We start from the raw sequence: 16,095 nt of genomic DNA, 5'->3' as shown, positions 1-16,095 counted from the left end.
TGGGCTACGCGAGCGAATGGAGTGCTCCTCTCGCGCTCTGTCCGCAGCCCTTTAGCGTAAACATTCGAGCGTGAGCAGATACCGGTGCTGCGGAGTAGTGTTCGTCAGCATTCGTTTGCTTGCACCCAGAAGCCGACAGGCCGCAATCGGCCCCAAATCGGCCAATGTGTCGCCAAAAGCAAATGTCGACTGCTGGTGCAAGTAGCTCACGCGGGCTTCGTTCGCCCCCGCGAACAGATCTTTAAGCCGACCGCGAACGCCTAAACGCGGTAGTGTCTACACATCACGAAATTGAATCGATTGCGTCTGAATGATTCAAAACTCTCGTTGGACGGGAAGCGTTAGAGACAAGATCATGCCGGCATGATCACCCAGCCTTACCATCTCTACGTCGAAAGGAAGGGCGCCACGAAAAACATGGCCCGTTTCTATGCGATGGCCATCGAGCCCAACCTGTTCGGCGAAGCGTGCCTGACGCGGTGTTGGGGACGTATCGGAACGAACGGCCAGACAATGAGCCATCATTTCGAAACCGAGCGAGAGGCCGTGGTCCTCTTCCTCGATCTCCTCCGGAAGAAGAAGCGCCGCGTCTATTCAGCAACTGTCCATCAATCATGCCCCGATATCCGGTAGATGGCGCCGGAATTGGAGGGACAGGCATGGAAAAAGCATCGGATAATGTTGCTCATGGGTAAATGCGCGGCTTTATAAAATTAATCCTGGCGGTGATGTTCGTAGTTCCTCCAACAGCCTCTGTTTCGGCTGGTGACAACGTTTACGCGTCCGGGGCCAGATCGAAGGTGAGCGTCGTCTTCCAAAAATGTGCCACTGGCACGCGCCAAGCATGCGTCGTCGACGGAGACACGATCTGATTAAACGGCCGGTAGATTCGGATCGCGGATATCGACAAGCCAGAGGTGAGTGAGCCAGAATGCTCGTCTGAGCTGGTTCTTGGGAAACGCGCCACGGATAGAATGCTTGAACTCTTCAGCGAGGGTTCGCTCGAACTCAGAGGGTGGACCGGTCGTGACACCGATCGCTATGGGCGCCAGCTTCGCGTACTGATCCGAGACGGGCGAAGTCTTGGCGATATTCTGGTTTCAGAAGGTCTCGCGCGGACGTGGAGCGGCCTTCGAGAGCCATGGTGTTAAGCTGAAGATACCGGTACAGCAAACCGGGCCGGTATGGCGTTTAACTCCGTCAGTTCCTGTCGGTCTCGAAATTCACCTCGACCTCGACGAACAACGGGATCTTGATCGCGATCTTAAACCGAGCTTTCCCTTGCGGAAGAAGTAACAGATCACCCTGGCAAGGATGCGAAGGCGGCGGCCGGTCGCCTTGAGGAATTTCGCGAGCTGTTGCATTTGGTTTCTCCTGTCGATTGCCTTTTGTCGGGAGGATGAAATGCGGTTCGCGAGAGAGGGCTGCACCGGTCACGGCCGAAGCGCGGCGCAGGACCTGAGGGCGGCTGAATTTTGCTGCGTGAGGAGCTAAACGCGGGAAAACTCTGCCGGCACCAAGCTGCGGCGGGCCCGGCGATCCGCATCATTCCCAATGTCGATGAAGTGAGCTCGACAGGAAAACATCAGCAACTTTGCCACGACGATTGGGGTCGATACCGGCCGGATCAGAAAGGCGGTTCGGCTTCTGCAAGGCCATCCATCTCGGCAGCGCAATGGCCAGTTCCGCTCGGGAAATCTCGAGCTTGGCATCGATCTAACGGCCCTTACCGCCATCGACAGCGATCCCAGTTCGGCCCGCAGTTCTTCGATCTGGATTTGGAGTTCGTAGATCATCTTCGTCTCCTTGACGTTTGTGGAAGATGACCAACCGGTCCAAGGAGGGGATGCAGGGGTCAAGGATCGCGTCAGCGACGGGCAGAGCCGGGGAGTGGGAGGAGCCGATTTGCGAACCTGCTCATGAGGGCTGGTGGAGTAAATGGGAGAACCGCTCATCCTTGACGACGGCAGCGCCGATGGCATCATCGTCCGATGCTGAGCAGGTTTTCATACTGTCGTATGGCACCAAAAAAGCCAGAACTAACTCGATGCCTTAGTTCGGCTCAGATTATCCGGCGGGAGGAGGTGGTGGCAGCCTACCAAACGCCGAATCTAGGCAAACGAGGGGCTTTCGGCATTGACTTTAATCAACGGCGAATCAAAAGCTTGCTTGCCTGATAGAGGAGAACACTGATGGCTGACGAACCTACGATTGAGACAACTGCGACGACCGAAGCCGCGGCCGTAGCTCCCGCTGACAAGAAAACCCGCAAGCCGAGGACACCGAAAGCTGGCGCCGAAGTCAGCTCCGTCGATGCAGTTGCTGCACCTGCCGAAACTCCGGCGAAGAAGACGCGCGCGAAGCGTGGCTCCAAGACCGCTCCGGTGAAGGTCCAAAAAGCGGCTCCCGCACCCAAGGCGGCGGCCGCTCGCGCACCTCGCGTTGAAGCTGCTGCGTCCGCTCCCGCTGTCACCTCTGTTGACGTCGTTGACGATATTTCCGACCTCATCAAGCTTGAAGAAGAGAACAAGCAGCTTCGCAAAGAGCTCTCCGAGAAGCTTCGCGCCGAGAATGCGGATCTGCGCAAGCGGCTTGGTAAGGGCTGAGTTCGGCTTCCGAAAGGCGCCGCGCATAAATATGCGACGGCGCCGTCGATCTTTCGCCTGATTAAGCTGAGATCAATGCGGTCCTTGTGACAACGATGACCGCGGCTATTTCACCGCCGCATTGCTTTGAAGGTAATTTGATGAGAACACCATGGAGATTTGTGGCTGACCTGGTGTCGCGTAAACTGAAACCAAAGAGCGCTGCAGTCGCAACGAAAACCATTAGGCTCGAGTACAGCCCGGTTGCTGAAGAAGAACACCCGGGCCCTGAACCGGTGCCACCCGTTGCGGCAGAGTCTGCTGCGGCCCCACCAGGAAACAAGGAGTCCGCAGCCCGCGCCACCTCGCATCAGCCAGAGGAGAAGTCTCCAGCTCCCACGCCAACCAAACCTCCTGAAGCGCTGGTGAAGCGAACGCCCGCACCTGGAAAGAAGGTTAAGCCAATCGCCGAGCCTGCGGCTCCCGCCAAACAAGCCGAGGAGGTCGCTCCTTCCGTCGCAGCAGGCCCGATATCATTCCTCGATGAAATGGCCGACCTCGACAGTAAAGTCGATGAGCTGCGGCGCCAGCTTGCGAAGAAGCTCATTGAGCAAAACGCGCAATTGCGCAGGATGCTCGCTAGGTTTGACAAGCGTTAACCGGGCACCGCCGTTCCTGCAAGGAAAAGGCTCCGCCGGTGGCCGAGCCTTGTGATGCCATCAGTCCCGGTTTGGCCGAGACCAGATGAGATGGAGGCCTTTCTCGCCTTCCACAGCACCGACCACTCCGTCCTCTATGTTCGCAGGTGCTTGAATGCAAATTGGTTCCGAAAGTCACTGTATAAGTGGGCAAAATCGCCGACGCTGTCAATCTAACAAGTTCCATAAATAGGCGTTATGCTACGCGTGCGATGTCGCTTGGGTGGTGTCGTGCCCGTAGCCACACTAACAGGCCATCTGTTAAACAACGACTTGGGAGGAAATCTTCCGGCGCCCGTGCAGCACGCGGATGATTTCGACCGCGCCGCCGGTGAGCCGGTAAAGTGTCAGATAATCGCCTGAGACCAGATGCCGAATACCCGGGGCAATGTCGTCACGCGCCATTCCCGAGTACGGGTGCCGTGCTAGATGCTGCCAGCGCGCCTCAATCGCATCGAGAACTCGATCAGCTGCGACTATGTTTTTAACGGCAATGTAGGACCAGATTTCGATCAGGTCCTCATCGGCACGATCCGTGCGGACAATAGAAAGCATAGTTAGCTTTCGCGTCGTGAAGATTCAAATCGATGGCGCGCGGCAGCTTTCACCTCTGCCATCGTGGACCGCGAACTCGGACCGCTGTCGATGCCCTCATGGACAAGCGCTCGCAGATCCTCGACTGTATAGCCAAGCAAATCCCGTCGTTCTTTCCACTCACGCACGGCGTCGCGGATGGCTTCGCTAGTCGACGCATATTCGCCAGCATCGACCGCACTTCGCACAAATCCCGCCATCTCAGGTGTAAGTGCAATGGTAATCTTCTCGACCGTCGTCATCGTAGGATCCTTCTTCCCGTCGCATCCATGGTATGCGATTAGCGTACCGGAAGCAAGAAGCCAATATGCCGGCCACGCGAGCAACTAATTGATTCCTTAACGCTTCGACCTAGCGATCAAGGGGCTCGCGGTTCGGATCCCATCAGGGCGATGTAACTGCATGGCAATGCGGCTTTGCGCCTTCCCTATCTCGCGAAGCTGTTCGAGAAGCTGAGCCCACTCCGCCAGCCCGGCAAGGTCCACGATCAGATCGATATCATCGGTGGCGCGAATATCCTCGAGCGTTATTGGATCGGTGATGAATAGCGCGGTTGTACAGCCGCCGACGAAAACCAAGCGTTCACGCAGGTCGCGCCACCACCCGGCAGCACACCAAGCAATGTGCCGACAGCGGTTCCACGCAAGACGGCGGCCCAGCTCTCCTTGAACTCTTCTTTTGTCGGCCAAAGTCGACCGATGGTGCTCTGCAAGACGCCACGGGCCTCCTTGAATTCAAGATTGCTGGCAATTTCCGCAACGCCGAAGAGGCCGACAGCGATCACGACAAAGTCGATGCCATCGTAAAGCTCGGTGGAACCGAAGGTGAGGCGCGTGGAGCCGCTGTTCACGTCGATGCCGACCATGCCAAGTACCAGTCCCAGGCACACCATGCGGATCGCCTTGATGACGGAGCCGTGAGCCAAGATTGTAGCGGCCAGCAGGCCGAACACACAGAGCGAGACATATTCGGCTGGTCCGAACGAAAGCGCGAAGGACGAGAGCGTGGGGCCGGCGATGGCAAGACCGATTGTCGCGACGGTTCCAGCAAAGAAAGAGCCCAGCGCGGCAATCGCGAGGGCCGCACCGGCGCGGCCTTTGCGCGCTATCTGATAGCCATCGATTGCTGTCACGACGGCCGACGCTTCGCCTGGCAGGTTCACCAGTATCGCCGTGGTGGATCCGCCATAATGGGCTCCGTAGAGGATGCCCGCCAGCATGATCAGGGCACCAAGCGGCGGCAAGAAAAACGTGACCGGAAGCAGGATGGCGACGGTGGCTGTGGGGCCGATCCCTGGCAAGACGCCGATCAGCGTACCGAGAAGCGCGCCGATAAAACAGAAGAGCAGGTTTGTCGGGGTCAGGGCTTCCGAGAACCCGCCGACATTGTGGTGGTCGATGCAGGTGGCGATTTGACCAATTCCATTATCGGCGAACTGATGGTGGCCCACGCGGCCCAGCGCGGCCTTGGCGGTATTGTCATTTACGGAGCGATCCGCGACAGCGCCGAGTTGATCGCCGGGTCGTTCCCCGTGTTTGCCTGCGGTGTCACTCATCGAGGTCCGTACAAGGATGGTCCCGGTGAGGTGAACGTGCCAATCTCAATCGGCGGCATGGTGATCAACCCGGTGATCTGATATGCGGCGATGCGGATGGCCTGCTGAGCGTACCGATGGATGATGCCGAGAGTGTATTCCTCGCAGCCAGCAAGAAACACGAGGCCGAGACAAGGCAGATGGAGAACATCCGCGCAGGGAAAAATGAGCGGGCGTGGGTGGACGTTGCTCTCGCAAAGCATGGTTGCCTCATCGAGACATAAGACCGAAGAGGCGGCATTTAATATTACCGTTAGCTTTCAGATGTCCGCTTCTATCATTCTAAGCCCAGAAGCGGACAGACCGTCTGCCGCTGCCTTCCGCACATTCCAAATAGACCACATGCTTGATCTGCCTCGTTTATCTGCCGCTTCGCATCCGAAGTTATCGCGGGTCGGCCGTTCGAATCCTCTCAAAAACTAAGAGCTGAGAGCTGAGCAAACACAGCCGCCGTAAATTTTATCCGGAATTCGTCATTCAAGTGCATTACCATATCAGCTGGATATGGAGATAGTTATGGCCGCCAACGCACTTGTCCAAACATGTATTGATGTCGAAGTTCGGGATCGTGCGTCTGCCGCGCTTAAAAGCATAGGCCTCACGGTATCTGATGCGGTTCGTATCATGCTCACCCGAATTGCTAACGAGGGGGCGCTGCCTCTTGAACTTTTATCCGGCAGTGAGGCGCATGACGCCTGGTTTCGAGCCAAGGTGCTGGAAGCGTTGAATGATACTCGACCAGTTTTATCAGACGACGAGGTTGAGGCACATTTTGCCAAACGCCGAACGGCCGCCCGCCTTAAGGCCCGTGCGCCAGGATCGTGAAGCTTACTTGGTCTGCGTATGCGCTGTCGGACCGCGACGCCATCTTCACATACATCGAGGCAGATAATCCTGCAGCCGCGGCTCTAATCGATGAACGGATAGCAGCTGCCATCCGTCGCTTGTTTGACTTTCCTGCCAGCGGAGGTGGGTAGAATTGCCGGAACACGCGAACTCGTCATCAACGGTACGCCATACACTTAGCGTGCAATTACTGACGCGCTCGAGCCGCAAGGTCGAACTGACGCGGGCGGGACGGTGTTCTATGATCGGTGTCTCCGGGTGCTGGGAAAGCTGGATTTGTAGGCCGAGACAGCGCGTGCGGCAGGGGGAAGATCCATGCGGGAGATCAGAATCTACCCGGCAACGGCGGGTGTGCTGCCGGCGTTTCTGGCAAGGACAGGGCGGAAGTTTCCAATCCCCGACTGCATGGCTCGGACGCTTCGACTTCGGATATCATCCGCCTTCCCCAACGCGGCAAGCTCAACCTCGGCTTGACATAAGCAAATGCCATGAGATACGTAAACATATCATATTGGAAGAGATGAATCGCTAAGGTATCGTATGAAGTTGGATTCGGTTGCTCTTCAAGACATAGGGCGGCTGCTCAAGACATCGCGCAAGACTTTGGGCCTCACCCAGGAGCAGGTCGCGGATATGGCGGGTCTATCGCGTCCACGGTACCGCGAGATTGAGGCTGGAGCGAGCGCTGCCCGTACGACGACTCTGATCAACATCGGTCGTGCGCTTGGTCTGGAGCTGATGCTCATCCCGCAGGCTATGGTCCCGACGGTTGAAGCTTTACTGCAGCCAGGTGACGCCGAAGATGACCTTCCTGCTTTCGTCGTCAGCCCTGATGGTGATGGCAATGTCTGATGCGCCTCTTGATCCAAGATCTATAACCTCACTGGACGTGCTCTTGAATGACCTGAAGGTCGGCATGATCGTGAGGACGCCGGGAGACTTCAACGCGTTCAGCTTTGAGGAAAGCTATCGACAGACTGGTGGTTTCCCAGTGCTCAGTTTGTCATTTCGCGCGGCACATGGGGGTTTGCGGAAGGACCCGAAGCCAGTCGCTAGGGCTTTGCCACCGTTCTTTGCGAACCTTCTTCCAGAGGATAAACTGCGCGAGGCGATGGAGAGGCACCATTCGGGCAGCGTGCGAGCAGGAAATGATTTCGATTTGCTTGCAGCACTCGGATCGGATCTGCCGGGGGCTGTCCGAATTGTGCCGAGCGAAGGCAGCGTTGTTCGTAATGAGGGTTTGATAACTCCGAGACCGAAGGCCCGGTTTTCGCTCGCCGGCGTGCAAATGAAACTCTCCATCATCAAAAACACAGGCAAGGGCGGCGGTCTGACGATCCCCTTAGGCGACGAGCAGGGTTCATATATCGCCAAGTTTCCATCGACATCATTTCCCGTTGTCTCGGAAAACGAGTTTGCAAATCTCGCATTGGCCGAAGCGATTGGTATGGACGTGCCGGAACGCGAGCTCGTCGAACAATCGCAGTTCGAGGGTATCCCAGAGGAGTTTGAGACATTGGCCGACGGCAAAGTCCTCCTCGTCAAACGGTTCGATCGCCTTGCCAGTGGTGGGCGAATCCATATCGAAGATTTCGCTCAGGTATTCGGCGTCTATCCGTCTCGAAAATATGATGGGGCCGCGTATCATGATATCGCTGTGGCTATTGGGGTCGCCGTTTCTTCAGCAGCAGCCCTTGAGTTCGTCCGACGACTGGCTTTGGCTGTGCTGACAGGCAATGGCGACATGCACCTCAAGAATTGGTCGCTGATTTATCACGGGAAGGGCGACAAACCGGCACTCGCCCCGGTCTATGATGTTCTGTCGACCGTCCCATACATTCCGTCGGACGCCATGGCACTGTCCCTGGCCGGTGAAAGGCCGTTCAAGGCAATGAACGCCCAGCGATGGAAAGTCTTCGCTCATCGTGCGAGACTGCCGGAAGCTGCTGTGCTGAAGGCTGTTACGGAGACGGTGGAGCGCGTCAACCAGTCTTGGTGGTCTCTGCCTGAACGAGCTGTTCTACCCGACAGAGTGTTGGAACGGGTTGATGCCCACATCAAGCTGATGTCGCCGATCCTCGGCACGTGTGCTGATTAGCAATTGGTGTTTTTCCGTAACGCAACATCAGTTTCGTGGCCACCAATACCGATCGGGTTGCTGGTTCGAAACCTTTCAAAAGCTTAGCAAGCCGTCCCAATAGCGACGTCTATCCCTTTGACATATTCTCCGCGGCACATCAATTTGGGATGCCTATCTGAATCCATAAACCAATATCTGTGCCCGGGCGCAATCAAACACTCGTCGAGAAGGCTTAGGAGCTTGTGCAGCAGTCGCTCCGGGCCTCCGAGCGGCTGCGTTCTGAGGGCATCCACGGCAGGCTGTGCAGGAGACATTGTGGCGCTTGTCGATCCTGATATGGTTCGATTCACGTTTGCGCATGGTAGTACTCCTTCAGGGTTATTGCACAGAGAAAACGGGCGCGGGTGCAAAACATGCACTGGAATCAAGCGTCAGCGCAGACTCTCATAACGGGCGCCGCAATAGGCCAAACTTCTTGAAAATGATTCGTTTCGACTCGGAACAATTGCCTGTCGATTCGCTTGAATCGCCTAGGTTGCGTCAGGAGTTTTGCGCATGGTTGCCCCAAGAGCAAATTGGAAAGGCTTTATCAAGTTCGGAGAGGTCGCATGTCCGGCGGCCCTCTACACCGCGGCCTCCTCGTCGGAGCGGATCAACTTCAACACGCTGAACCGCAAGACGGGCAACCGGGTGAAGCGTGAGTTCGTCGACAGCGAGACCGGCGACCCGGTGGAGCGAGACGAACAGGTGAAGGGGTACGAGATTGAAAACGGCCAATACATCATCCTCGAACCCGAGGAGGTCGCGGCCGCGGTCCCGGACAGCGACAAGACCCTGAGGATCCATGCCTTTGTCCCCTGTCACGAAATAGACGACGTCTATTTCGACAAGCCGTACTATCTGGCGCCGAACAACATGGGCACCAGTGCCTTTGTGCTTCTACGCGACGGCATGAGAAAAGCGAAGGTTGCTGCAATCGCCCGCACAGTCCTCTTCCGCCGCATGCGTACCGTTCTCATCCGGCCACACGGCAAAGGGCTGATCGCCACCACCCTCAACTTTGATTACGAGGTGCGCTCGTCTAAGGAGGCATTCGAGGAGATGCCCGACCTGAAGATCAAAGGCGAGATGCTTGAGCTCGCAAAGCACATCATAGGCACCAAGAAGGGCAGCTTCGTTGCCGGCACTTTTGACGATCGGTATGAGGCGGCCGTAGCAGAACTGGTGAAGGCGAAAATTGAGGGCAGGGCGGTACCGAAGAAGAAGGCTCCGCCCGCCTCGAAACCCAGCGATCTTCTTCGGGCTCTCAGGGAGAGCGCTGGGGTCGGCGCAAAGAAAGCAGAGCCGAAACGCACCGCCGCCAATGTGAATAAGGGGGCATCTCGCCAGAAGACGTCCAAACCGGCTGCCGCCGCAAAATCGACAACGGCTGCCGCGCCAACGCGGCGCGCGGGCTGATCGGAGGAGACAATGGCAGTTCGCCCCTATTGGAAAGGCTATCTAAAGCTTTCGCTGGTCACCTGCCCAGTGCAGATGATGCCGGCGACCTCGCAGAGCGAGAAGGTTCGCTTTCACACGCTTAATCGCGAGACCCGGAACCGCGTCGTCAGCCGCTATGTCGATTCTGTCACCGGCAAAGAAGTGAGGGATGAAGACGAGGTCAAAGGTTACCAGCGTGGGGAAAACGATTACATCATACTGGAAGACGAGGAGCTGGAGAACGTCGCGCTCGACAGCACCAAGACCATCGACATCTCGACCTTCACGCCCCGTGACAATGTGGCATGGATCTGGCTCGAAACTCCGTATTACCTGTCGCCCAACGATCCGGTCGGCCAGGAGGCCTTTTCCGTCATCCGGGACGCCATGGAAGCGCAGGAGATGGTCGGCATCTCCCGTCTTGTGATCTCCCGGCGAGAACGCGCGGTCATGCTGGAGCCACGAGGCAAGGGAATCATCCTCTGGACGCTACGTTATGGTGATGAAGTGCGTGATGAGGATACCTATTTCGCCGGAATCGACGACGACGAGACTGCGGACAGCGAGATGTTGCCCCTGGTACAGCAATTGATCAAAACGCAGACCCAGCGATGGGATCCCAAGATGGTCGTCGATCCGGTCCAGGACCGGTTGCTCGATATCATCGCGGACAAGAAGAAGGCGCTGAAGAAGCCGCGAAAAGCCAAGCCGCCAGCATCGGGGAAGGCTGCACCCAACAACGTCATCAACATTATGGATGCCTTGAAAAAGTCGGTCGCGGCCGAGATACGGTCGAGCAAATGACAAGATCGGCGAAGCCCCTGCTGCGGCACGACAGTCTTTCCGCCAAATCCCAGCCGCACCGAAAGCGCGATCCGGCACAGCCAAATCTTCCGTTCGATCCGATGCCCGATAGGGTCGAGCCATGTCTGGCCTTGCTGAAGACAGCTCTACCGGTCGGATCGGACTGGGCCTACGAGATCAAGTGGGATGGCTATCGACTCGCGGTTCACATCGAGCCGAAGAGCGTGCGAATCATTACCCGCGGCGGCCATGACTGGACACATCGGTTTCCCGCGATTGCTGCAGCTGCCAAAGAGCTCGGGGTCGGAACTGCGATCCTGGATGGAGAAGCTGTTGTGCTAAACAGCGAGGGCTGGGCCGACTTCGGAGCGCTGCAACGCTCGCTCGGCGGACGCGGCGGCAAGCGTGCTTCTGAGGACTCAATCCTCTTCGCCTTCGACCTCTTATACTTCGACGGACACGATTTGACGAAGACAGAGCTGTCGGTCCGCCGGCATCTGCTGACAGACTTGCTTGACGGAGCCATTGGCGCGATACGTCTCTCCGACGAGGTGGAAGGAGATGGCGGCGAAGTCCTGGAAAAAGCAAGGTCGCTCGGGTTGGAAGGTATCATCGCCAAACACCGGGATCGTCCGTACCGTTCGGGAAGGACAGGCGACTGGGTAAAGATCAAATGTACCCAGAGTGAAAGCTTCATGATCGTCGGCTACGAACAGTCCGCCGTTGCACGCGGTGGTATCGGCAGCCTGCTGCTGGCCGCCCGGCGCGGACACAATTGGGTCTATGTCGGCGCCGTCGGAACGGGCTTCAAAGCACAGCATGCATCATACCTGAAGAGGACGCTCGATGCGCTCAAGACGCGGAATCCTGTCGTGCCGCTCAAGGGCAAGAACTACGTCTTCGCGCAGCCGACGCTGATTGCTGAAATCGAATTCCGCAGCTGGACCGATGACGGCAATCTGCGACATGCATCCTATAAAGGCTTGCGTGAGATTCAGGACAACGCTGCAGTTTACAAGCTCGACTGAGCTGATATCGGCGGCTGTCGAACGGGCGGGGTTCATTCCTGTGTCGGCCATCTGCGATCGAGGTCGGAATGCTCGAGACCAAAATGATCCAGAACGAGATCGAGGTTACGGCGGTTGGATTTGAAGTAGACGTCGAACAGGTCCCCTAACAATGGGACACTTCCGGCCGCCGCATCGAAGCCGATATTGACCAACATCTTAATAAGCTTGTCATTGGGCACGCCGAGCCGCCGCGCCTCGTTGACGATGTAAAGACTGATCGCAGCGCCGACGAAATCCCCGACGCCCGGCACTAACCCCACGATTGAATCTGCTCCAAGCGAAAAGCGTGTGCCGGGAATGCGTAGCGCCGTATCCATGAGCCGCGCCAACCCGCGAATGCGGCGCAGGCGGGCCAGACGGCCGACGTTGCGGAAATCCGTGTACTGACGATGTGCCCGCTCGTATGTCATGCCGCCGCTTTCGTCATCTTGCCCAGGCGCTTAATCGCCTGCTCCAGCGAGCGCTGTCCGTCGCAATAGTCCTGCCAAGCGCTGGTTTTCGCCAGAAGTCCAGGCACCGTGCGTAAAGTAAACCGCTTCGGATCCAGATCCCTCTTTACTTGGCTCCAGGTCAGCGGCATCGATACAGGCGCGCCCGGCCGAGCGCGTGGCGATAGGGGCGCAACCGCCGTCGCCATGCGATCGTTACGGAGGTAGTCGAGGAAGATCCGGCCGTTGCGCTGGTTCTTGGCCATCTTAATCAGATAGAGCTCAGGGTTCTCGCGTGCCATCTGCAGACACACATCGTGTGCGAACCCTTTCGCTTCCCGCCATGACAGCTTTTTGCTCTTCGTCACGGCCAGCGGGGTGACGACATGCAGACCCTTGCCACCGGTGGTCTTGCAGAAGCTTACAAGGCCGAGTTCCTCCAGCCGGTCACGCATTTCCCGCGCGGCTTCGACGACGGTGGAAAAGGGAACTTCCGGACCCGGGTCAAGGTCGAAGACGAGACGACCGGGCACCTCCGGCTGGCCCGGTTCGCAATTCCAGGGATGCAGCTCGACGCCGCCGATCTGGGCGATCGCGGCAAGGCCCTCAACCCGATCGATCTGCAGATAGGGTTTCTTGTCGCCGAACACTTTGACCAGTTTAAGCAGGTTCGAGGTTCCGGGCATCGCGTGCCGCTGGAAGAACTGCTCGCCGCCGATTCCGTCCGGCGTCCGGATGATCGAGCATGGGCGCCCCTTAATGTGGTGAATCAGCCATGGACCGATGATTTCGTGATACCGGGCAAGATCTTCCTTGGTGACCGGTTCTCCGTCAGTGGCGTCCGGCCACAGGACCTTGTCCGGGCTGGAAATCACCACGCCCATCACCTCGGCCTTGGCGTTCTTGCCGCGAGCCTGCCTTACTGTCTTGGTGCGGGTTGGCGTCGGAGTTTCGGTTATTATCGTAGGCGGGGCCGGCTTTTCTGCCTCGACCTCGGCTGCAGGCTTGTCTTCGCGCAATCCCTTGAATGCCGCCTGGCGGACCAAGCCGTCTGCCGTCCAGCCAGCGAACTGGATCTCCGCGACCAGATCAGGTTTGACCCAGACGACATCGGGATCCCTCTTCGGAGCGCCAATCCCAGTAAAGGGCGATTTTGATGTTTCCAGTTCCCGAAGCCTCGGCAAGATCGTATCAACCTTCTTTGCCCCGTAGCCGGTTCCGACCCGGCCGACATAGACGAAGTGATTGCCGCGGTTGACGCCAACTAGCAGCGAGCGGAACTTGCCGTTGGTTTTGGCATAGGCGCCGATGACGACTTCATGGCCGGCGCGGCATTTGGACTTTGCCCACGTCTCGGTGCGGCCCGATTGGTAGGGCGCTTGGGCCTGTTTCGAGACGATTCCTTCCAACGACAGCTTACACGCCGACTTCAGGACGGCGTCGCCACCGGTCTGGAAGTGCTCGACGAAACGAAGGCGTGGATCCTCGCCAGCATCTTCGAGCAGTTTCTGCAGCCGTTCCTTCCGCTCGGTGAGCGGCAGCTGCCGCAGGTCCTCATCACCTTCGAACAGCAGGTCGAAGACAAAGAAGACCAGGGCGTCAGTCTCTCCCTCGGAGAGTGCCGCCTGAAGCGCTGCGAAGTCCGGCACCCCGTTTTCGTCGAGGGCGCAAATCTCCCCGTCGATAATGGCATCCGGTAGATTTGCGGCCGATGTAGCAATCGCCGGATATTTTTCCGTCCAGTTCAGACCCTTTCTAGTTTTCAACGTTACGTCGCCGTTTACGATGCGCGCCTGGATACGGTATCCGTCGAACTTGATCTCGTGGATCCATCCTTCGGACGAGGGCGGGCGTTCGAGGGTTTCGCAAAGCTGCGGCGCGACAAAATCGGGTATTGCAGACTTTGGTGGTTTGGCAGATTTGGCTGGGCCGGATCTCCTTTCGGATTTGGATTCTGCTTTGGGTTCTTCAGCAGCAAAGCCCTGGTTGTTGCCCCAGACCGCATCGGCCTGAATGTTGCCACTCTGGACCATGAACGGCTTCGGCTTCCGGCCCTTACCGGCGGCGATCGCCTCCATGGTTCGGCCCGAAGCCACCGACGTTGCGTTCTCCTCAAGCACAGCGGCGCCGTCTTCCTCGACCGAGAAATCGTCGTGATGTTTGATCAGCAACCAATTTATCCGCTTGCCCCCGTCGCGATTGTTGCGCATCCGTACCAGTACGAAGCTGCCGTGCAGCCGCTCGCCCTCCAGTGTGAACTTGAAGTCGCCCTTGGCGAGGGCCTGCTCCGGCGTCTTATTGCCATCTGGCTCCCAGTAGCCACGGTCCCACAGCATCACGGTTCCGCCACCATACTGGCCCTTGGGGATCGTGCCTTCGAAGTCACCATAGTCTAGAGGGTGGTCCTCCACCTCGACTGCCAACCGCTTATCGTTCGGATCGAGAGATGGGCCTTTGGTCACCGCCCAGGATTTAAAGACGCCGTCGAGTTCGAGCCGCAGATCGTAGTGGAGCCGCGTTGCGTCGTGTTTCTGGATAACGAAACGTTTGCGGTGCGATGGCTTCAGCTTCGCCACGCCGCTGGGCTCCTGCGTCTTTTGAAAATCGCGCTTCTGCTTGTAGGTCGATAGCTTGTCGCTGGCCATGGCAGTCCCCAGTACAAATCCGCGTCCCGCCTCGGATGAGGACGGGATGAGGCGTGAGCCGCACAGGTAATGCGCTCAACTGCCGCTTCGTTGGCCTCGATGAGAAACCCGCGAAATCACCGGTTCGTCATCCCTGTCACGTCCGGTTGACACAGCACGCGCCTCAGGAGGCAAAAAGCAACAGATTGTCCTTTTGTTCCACGCCGCGGGTAGGAGCGCCGTCGGCGCTAGGCGTGCGATCCAAACCACGGTCGCGTTCCAATGCTATACGGCCATCTCGGTATCCGTCTGCTCTCCTTCAGCCTATCGATCCGTCATTCCGGGCCGTACCTCATGCTTCTGGTTCTCCGCGCTCCAATGCTTTCCGCAACTTGACCAATTACCGAGCACAGTTCCTGACAACGAACCGGAGATCGCAAGATTACGCGGGTTAACCGGCGAATGCCGGCTCTCGGCGGTGCGTTTGCAATATCAACCTTCTGTCCGTCGCACGTTCGGCATTCTATCGGGCGATGAAATCGAAAATTCCCGAGTCTTAGTACGGATAAGAACGCTTGATAAGAGCGTGAATCGTTTGGATAGATATGATGGCACGGTCTGAATCAAATGCCCTGTTGGAGCTCGGGCAGTTGCACAAGGCAGCGCGAAAAGCCCGCATTTAACACCTCCGCCATCGTTCCTATGAGGATCTGCAGGAACGGCAACACAATGCTGATGTTTTTCGTATGAGACCGCGAAAATTGGTCGGCAGGTGCCCGAACTGTGCGTCGAAACGCTATTGAAAGATGACGGCGCAGAGTCCGTCGAAACCACAGGAACTGTCAGCACTACGGCTTCGTCGGCAAGTGAAAGCGAGCCCGCTCGCGGCCGCATTTGCCCCGTTCACCACTCTCTTGACAACGCCACCACCAATGGCAGAGACACCGCAAGTGCCACTAACGCAACGGCAACTCCAACGCGAAGCCTGCTGATGAGCCGCGTGCGACGGCCGTCCCAATCATATGTCATGCGTTCCCCCTCACACTGATGCCACAAATGGGCAGGGGGGGAAGAGTTTCAAGGTGTAGACAATGGCCCAAACCAGGCAAGGGGCAGGACATCAAGGATACCTCGCCCGAAAATTGTCTATTGCCATAACCATCCCATATGCAATCAAGATGAGGAGGCCTGGATGCACCTGCCAGCCCCGAGATGCTCCGCCGATGAAAGCGCCTAGAATGTACCCGAGCGCGACCATCGGGAGCACAGCGAAGAAAAATTTCATCGTCAAGA

Annotated in this window: 16 protein-coding genes and 3 pseudogenes; 12 read left to right on the top strand and 7 right to left on the bottom strand. The window is 57.6% G+C overall.

Translation table 11 applies throughout. From position 1 onward, the window contains the following. The first annotated feature begins 363 nt into the window (after positions 1-363). Together BLX89_RS22435 and BLX89_RS25195 are read left to right on the top strand one after the other, a co-directional pair. Positions 364-633, top strand: a complete 270-nt coding sequence (locus BLX89_RS22435) for a WGR domain-containing protein (RefSeq protein WP_075293182.1) — start codon at positions 364-366, stop codon at positions 631-633. 254 nt (positions 634-887) lie between these two features. Further along, entirely contained in the window at positions 888-1,151 is a 264-nt protein-coding gene (locus BLX89_RS25195; protein WP_342587613.1) for a thermonuclease family protein, read from the top strand. A 339-nt stretch (positions 1,152-1,490) separates the two neighbouring features. On the opposite strand, the gene BLX89_RS24450 is transcribed toward BLX89_RS25195, so the two are convergent. Next, on the bottom strand, positions 1,491-1,796 hold the full coding sequence (locus BLX89_RS24450; RefSeq protein WP_143523731.1) for a hypothetical protein: 306 nt from the start codon (positions 1,794-1,796) through the stop codon (positions 1,491-1,493). Positions 1,797-2,192: 396 nt separating this feature from the next. On the opposite strand from BLX89_RS24450, the gene BLX89_RS22425 reads away from it, so the two are divergent. Both BLX89_RS22425 and BLX89_RS22420 read left to right on the top strand, forming a co-directional pair. Further along, on the top strand, positions 2,193-2,606 hold the full coding sequence (locus BLX89_RS22425; protein WP_075293181.1) for a hypothetical protein: 414 nt from the start codon (positions 2,193-2,195) through the stop codon (positions 2,604-2,606). Between the two features lie 95 nt (positions 2,607-2,701). Continuing rightward, positions 2,702-3,244 carry a hypothetical protein gene (locus BLX89_RS22420; protein ID WP_143523730.1) on the top strand — a complete coding sequence of 181 codons (543 nt, stop codon included), beginning with the start codon at positions 2,702-2,704 and terminating at the stop codon, positions 3,242-3,244. A 300-nt stretch (positions 3,245-3,544) separates the two neighbouring features. Here BLX89_RS22420 and BLX89_RS22415 read toward each other — a convergent pair whose 3' ends face one another. From BLX89_RS22415 to BLX89_RS22400, 4 genes and pseudogenes are all read right to left on the bottom strand, one after another. Further along, positions 3,545-3,838: a type II toxin-antitoxin system RelE/ParE family toxin gene (locus tag BLX89_RS22415; RefSeq protein WP_075293179.1), complete on the bottom strand. Its 294-nt coding sequence runs from the start codon at positions 3,836-3,838 to the stop codon at positions 3,545-3,547. Positions 3,839-3,840: 2 nt separating this feature from the next. Further along, positions 3,841-4,119 (bottom strand): type II toxin-antitoxin system ParD family antitoxin, encoded by a 279-nt coding sequence (locus BLX89_RS22410; protein ID WP_075293178.1) that lies wholly within the window; start codon positions 4,117-4,119, stop codon positions 3,841-3,843. A gap of 183 nt (positions 4,120-4,302) precedes the next feature. Further along, positions 4,303-4,500 (bottom strand): annotated as a pseudogene (locus BLX89_RS25190) (hypothetical protein); the annotation flags it as partial. Continuing rightward, positions 4,419-5,276, bottom strand: a pseudogene (locus BLX89_RS22400) (tripartite tricarboxylate transporter permease); the annotation flags it as partial. The pseudogenes BLX89_RS22400 and BLX89_RS25190, both read right to left, overlap by 82 nt. Between BLX89_RS22400 and BLX89_RS25520 the strand changes: the two are divergent. From BLX89_RS25520 to ligD (BLX89_RS22360), 8 genes and pseudogenes are all read left to right on the top strand, one after another. After that, complete coding sequence (locus BLX89_RS25520) at positions 5,265-5,513, top strand: RraA family protein (protein WP_425348634.1); 249 nt, start codon at positions 5,265-5,267, stop codon at positions 5,511-5,513. The pseudogene BLX89_RS22400 and the gene BLX89_RS25520 overlap by 12 nt on opposite strands. Positions 5,514-5,987: 474 nt before the next feature. Beyond that, positions 5,988-6,296, top strand: a complete 309-nt coding sequence (locus BLX89_RS22390; protein ID WP_075293177.1) for a type II toxin-antitoxin system RelB/DinJ family antitoxin — start codon at positions 5,988-5,990, stop codon at positions 6,294-6,296. Next, positions 6,293-6,491: pseudogene (locus BLX89_RS22385) on the top strand (type II toxin-antitoxin system RelE/ParE family toxin); the annotation flags it as partial. The gene BLX89_RS22390 and the pseudogene BLX89_RS22385, both read left to right, overlap by 4 nt. Before the next feature lie 366 nt (positions 6,492-6,857). After that, positions 6,858-7,169 carry a helix-turn-helix domain-containing protein gene (locus BLX89_RS22380; protein ID WP_198935190.1) on the top strand — a complete coding sequence of 104 codons (312 nt, stop codon included), beginning with the start codon at positions 6,858-6,860 and terminating at the stop codon, positions 7,167-7,169. Continuing rightward, positions 7,162-8,415, top strand: coding sequence for a type II toxin-antitoxin system HipA family toxin (locus BLX89_RS22375; protein WP_075293195.1), 1,254 nt, complete (start codon positions 7,162-7,164; stop codon positions 8,413-8,415). The genes BLX89_RS22380 and BLX89_RS22375 overlap by 8 nt, the downstream gene beginning before the upstream one ends. Positions 8,416-8,952: 537 nt before the next feature. Continuing rightward, on the top strand, positions 8,953-9,855 hold the full coding sequence (gene ku, locus BLX89_RS22370) for a non-homologous end joining protein Ku (protein ID WP_075293175.1): 903 nt from the start codon (positions 8,953-8,955) through the stop codon (positions 9,853-9,855). A gap of 12 nt (positions 9,856-9,867) precedes the next feature. Next, the gene (gene ku, locus BLX89_RS22365) at positions 9,868-10,680 is read left to right on the top strand and encodes a non-homologous end joining protein Ku (protein WP_075293174.1); all 813 of its coding nucleotides are present in this window, start codon (positions 9,868-9,870) and stop codon (positions 10,678-10,680) included. Then, positions 10,677-11,708, top strand: coding sequence for a non-homologous end-joining DNA ligase (ligD, locus tag BLX89_RS22360; RefSeq protein WP_075293173.1), 1,032 nt, complete (start codon positions 10,677-10,679; stop codon positions 11,706-11,708). Before ku (BLX89_RS22365) ends, ligD (BLX89_RS22360) begins: the two co-directional genes overlap by 4 nt. A 32-nt stretch (positions 11,709-11,740) precedes the next feature. Here the strand turns inward: ligD (BLX89_RS22360) and BLX89_RS22355 are convergent, their stop codons facing one another. Together BLX89_RS22355 and ligD (BLX89_RS22350) are read right to left on the bottom strand one after the other, a co-directional pair. After that, positions 11,741-12,160 carry a DUF4112 domain-containing protein gene (locus tag BLX89_RS22355; protein ID WP_075293172.1) on the bottom strand — a complete coding sequence of 140 codons (420 nt, stop codon included), beginning with the start codon at positions 12,158-12,160 and terminating at the stop codon, positions 11,741-11,743. Continuing rightward, complete coding sequence (gene ligD, locus BLX89_RS22350) at positions 12,157-14,823, bottom strand: DNA ligase D (RefSeq protein ID WP_075293171.1); 2,667 nt, start codon at positions 14,821-14,823, stop codon at positions 12,157-12,159. The genes BLX89_RS22355 and ligD (BLX89_RS22350) overlap by 4 nt, the downstream gene beginning before the upstream one ends. Positions 14,824-16,095 lie beyond the last annotated feature (1,272 nt).

The sequence above is a fragment of the Pararhizobium arenae genome, from assembly GCF_001931685.1.
GTDB classification, from domain to species: domain Bacteria; phylum Pseudomonadota; class Alphaproteobacteria; order Rhizobiales; family Rhizobiaceae; genus Pararhizobium; species Pararhizobium arenae.
The sequence above is the reverse complement of the archived record's forward strand: the minus strand, read 5'-3'. Positions and strand labels throughout refer to the sequence as shown.

What these genes read in the sequence shown, in the direction of transcription:
- BLX89_RS22355 (WP_075293172.1), bottom strand. Translation starts at nt 12,160, where the DNA reads ATGACATACGAGCGGGCACATCGTCAGTACACGGATTTCCGCAACGTC.
- BLX89_RS22380 (WP_198935190.1), top strand. Translation starts at nt 6,858, where the DNA reads ATGAAGTTGGATTCGGTTGCTCTTCAAGACATAGGGCGGCTGCTCAAG.
- ku (WP_075293174.1), top strand. Translation starts at nt 9,868, where the DNA reads ATGGCAGTTCGCCCCTATTGGAAAGGCTATCTAAAGCTTTCGCTGGTC.
- BLX89_RS22390 (WP_075293177.1), top strand. Translation starts at nt 5,988, where the DNA reads ATGGCCGCCAACGCACTTGTCCAAACATGTATTGATGTCGAAGTTCGG.
- BLX89_RS22375 (WP_075293195.1), top strand. Translation starts at nt 7,162, where the DNA reads ATGTCTGATGCGCCTCTTGATCCAAGATCTATAACCTCACTGGACGTG.
- BLX89_RS22415 (WP_075293179.1), bottom strand. Translation starts at nt 3,838, where the DNA reads ATGCTTTCTATTGTCCGCACGGATCGTGCCGATGAGGACCTGATCGAA.
- BLX89_RS22410 (WP_075293178.1), bottom strand. Translation starts at nt 4,119, where the DNA reads ATGACGACGGTCGAGAAGATTACCATTGCACTTACACCTGAGATGGCG.
- ligD (WP_075293173.1), top strand. Translation starts at nt 10,677, where the DNA reads ATGACAAGATCGGCGAAGCCCCTGCTGCGGCACGACAGTCTTTCCGCC.
- BLX89_RS22435 (WP_075293182.1), top strand. Translation starts at nt 364, where the DNA reads ATGATCACCCAGCCTTACCATCTCTACGTCGAAAGGAAGGGCGCCACG.
- ligD (WP_075293171.1), bottom strand. Translation starts at nt 14,823, where the DNA reads ATGGCCAGCGACAAGCTATCGACCTACAAGCAGAAGCGCGATTTTCAA.
- ku (WP_075293175.1), top strand. Translation starts at nt 8,953, where the DNA reads ATGGTTGCCCCAAGAGCAAATTGGAAAGGCTTTATCAAGTTCGGAGAG.
- BLX89_RS24450 (WP_143523731.1), bottom strand. Translation starts at nt 1,796, where the DNA reads ATGATCTACGAACTCCAAATCCAGATCGAAGAACTGCGGGCCGAACTG.
- BLX89_RS22425 (WP_075293181.1), top strand. Translation starts at nt 2,193, where the DNA reads ATGGCTGACGAACCTACGATTGAGACAACTGCGACGACCGAAGCCGCG.
- BLX89_RS22420 (WP_143523730.1), top strand. Translation starts at nt 2,702, where the DNA reads ATGACCGCGGCTATTTCACCGCCGCATTGCTTTGAAGGTAATTTGATG.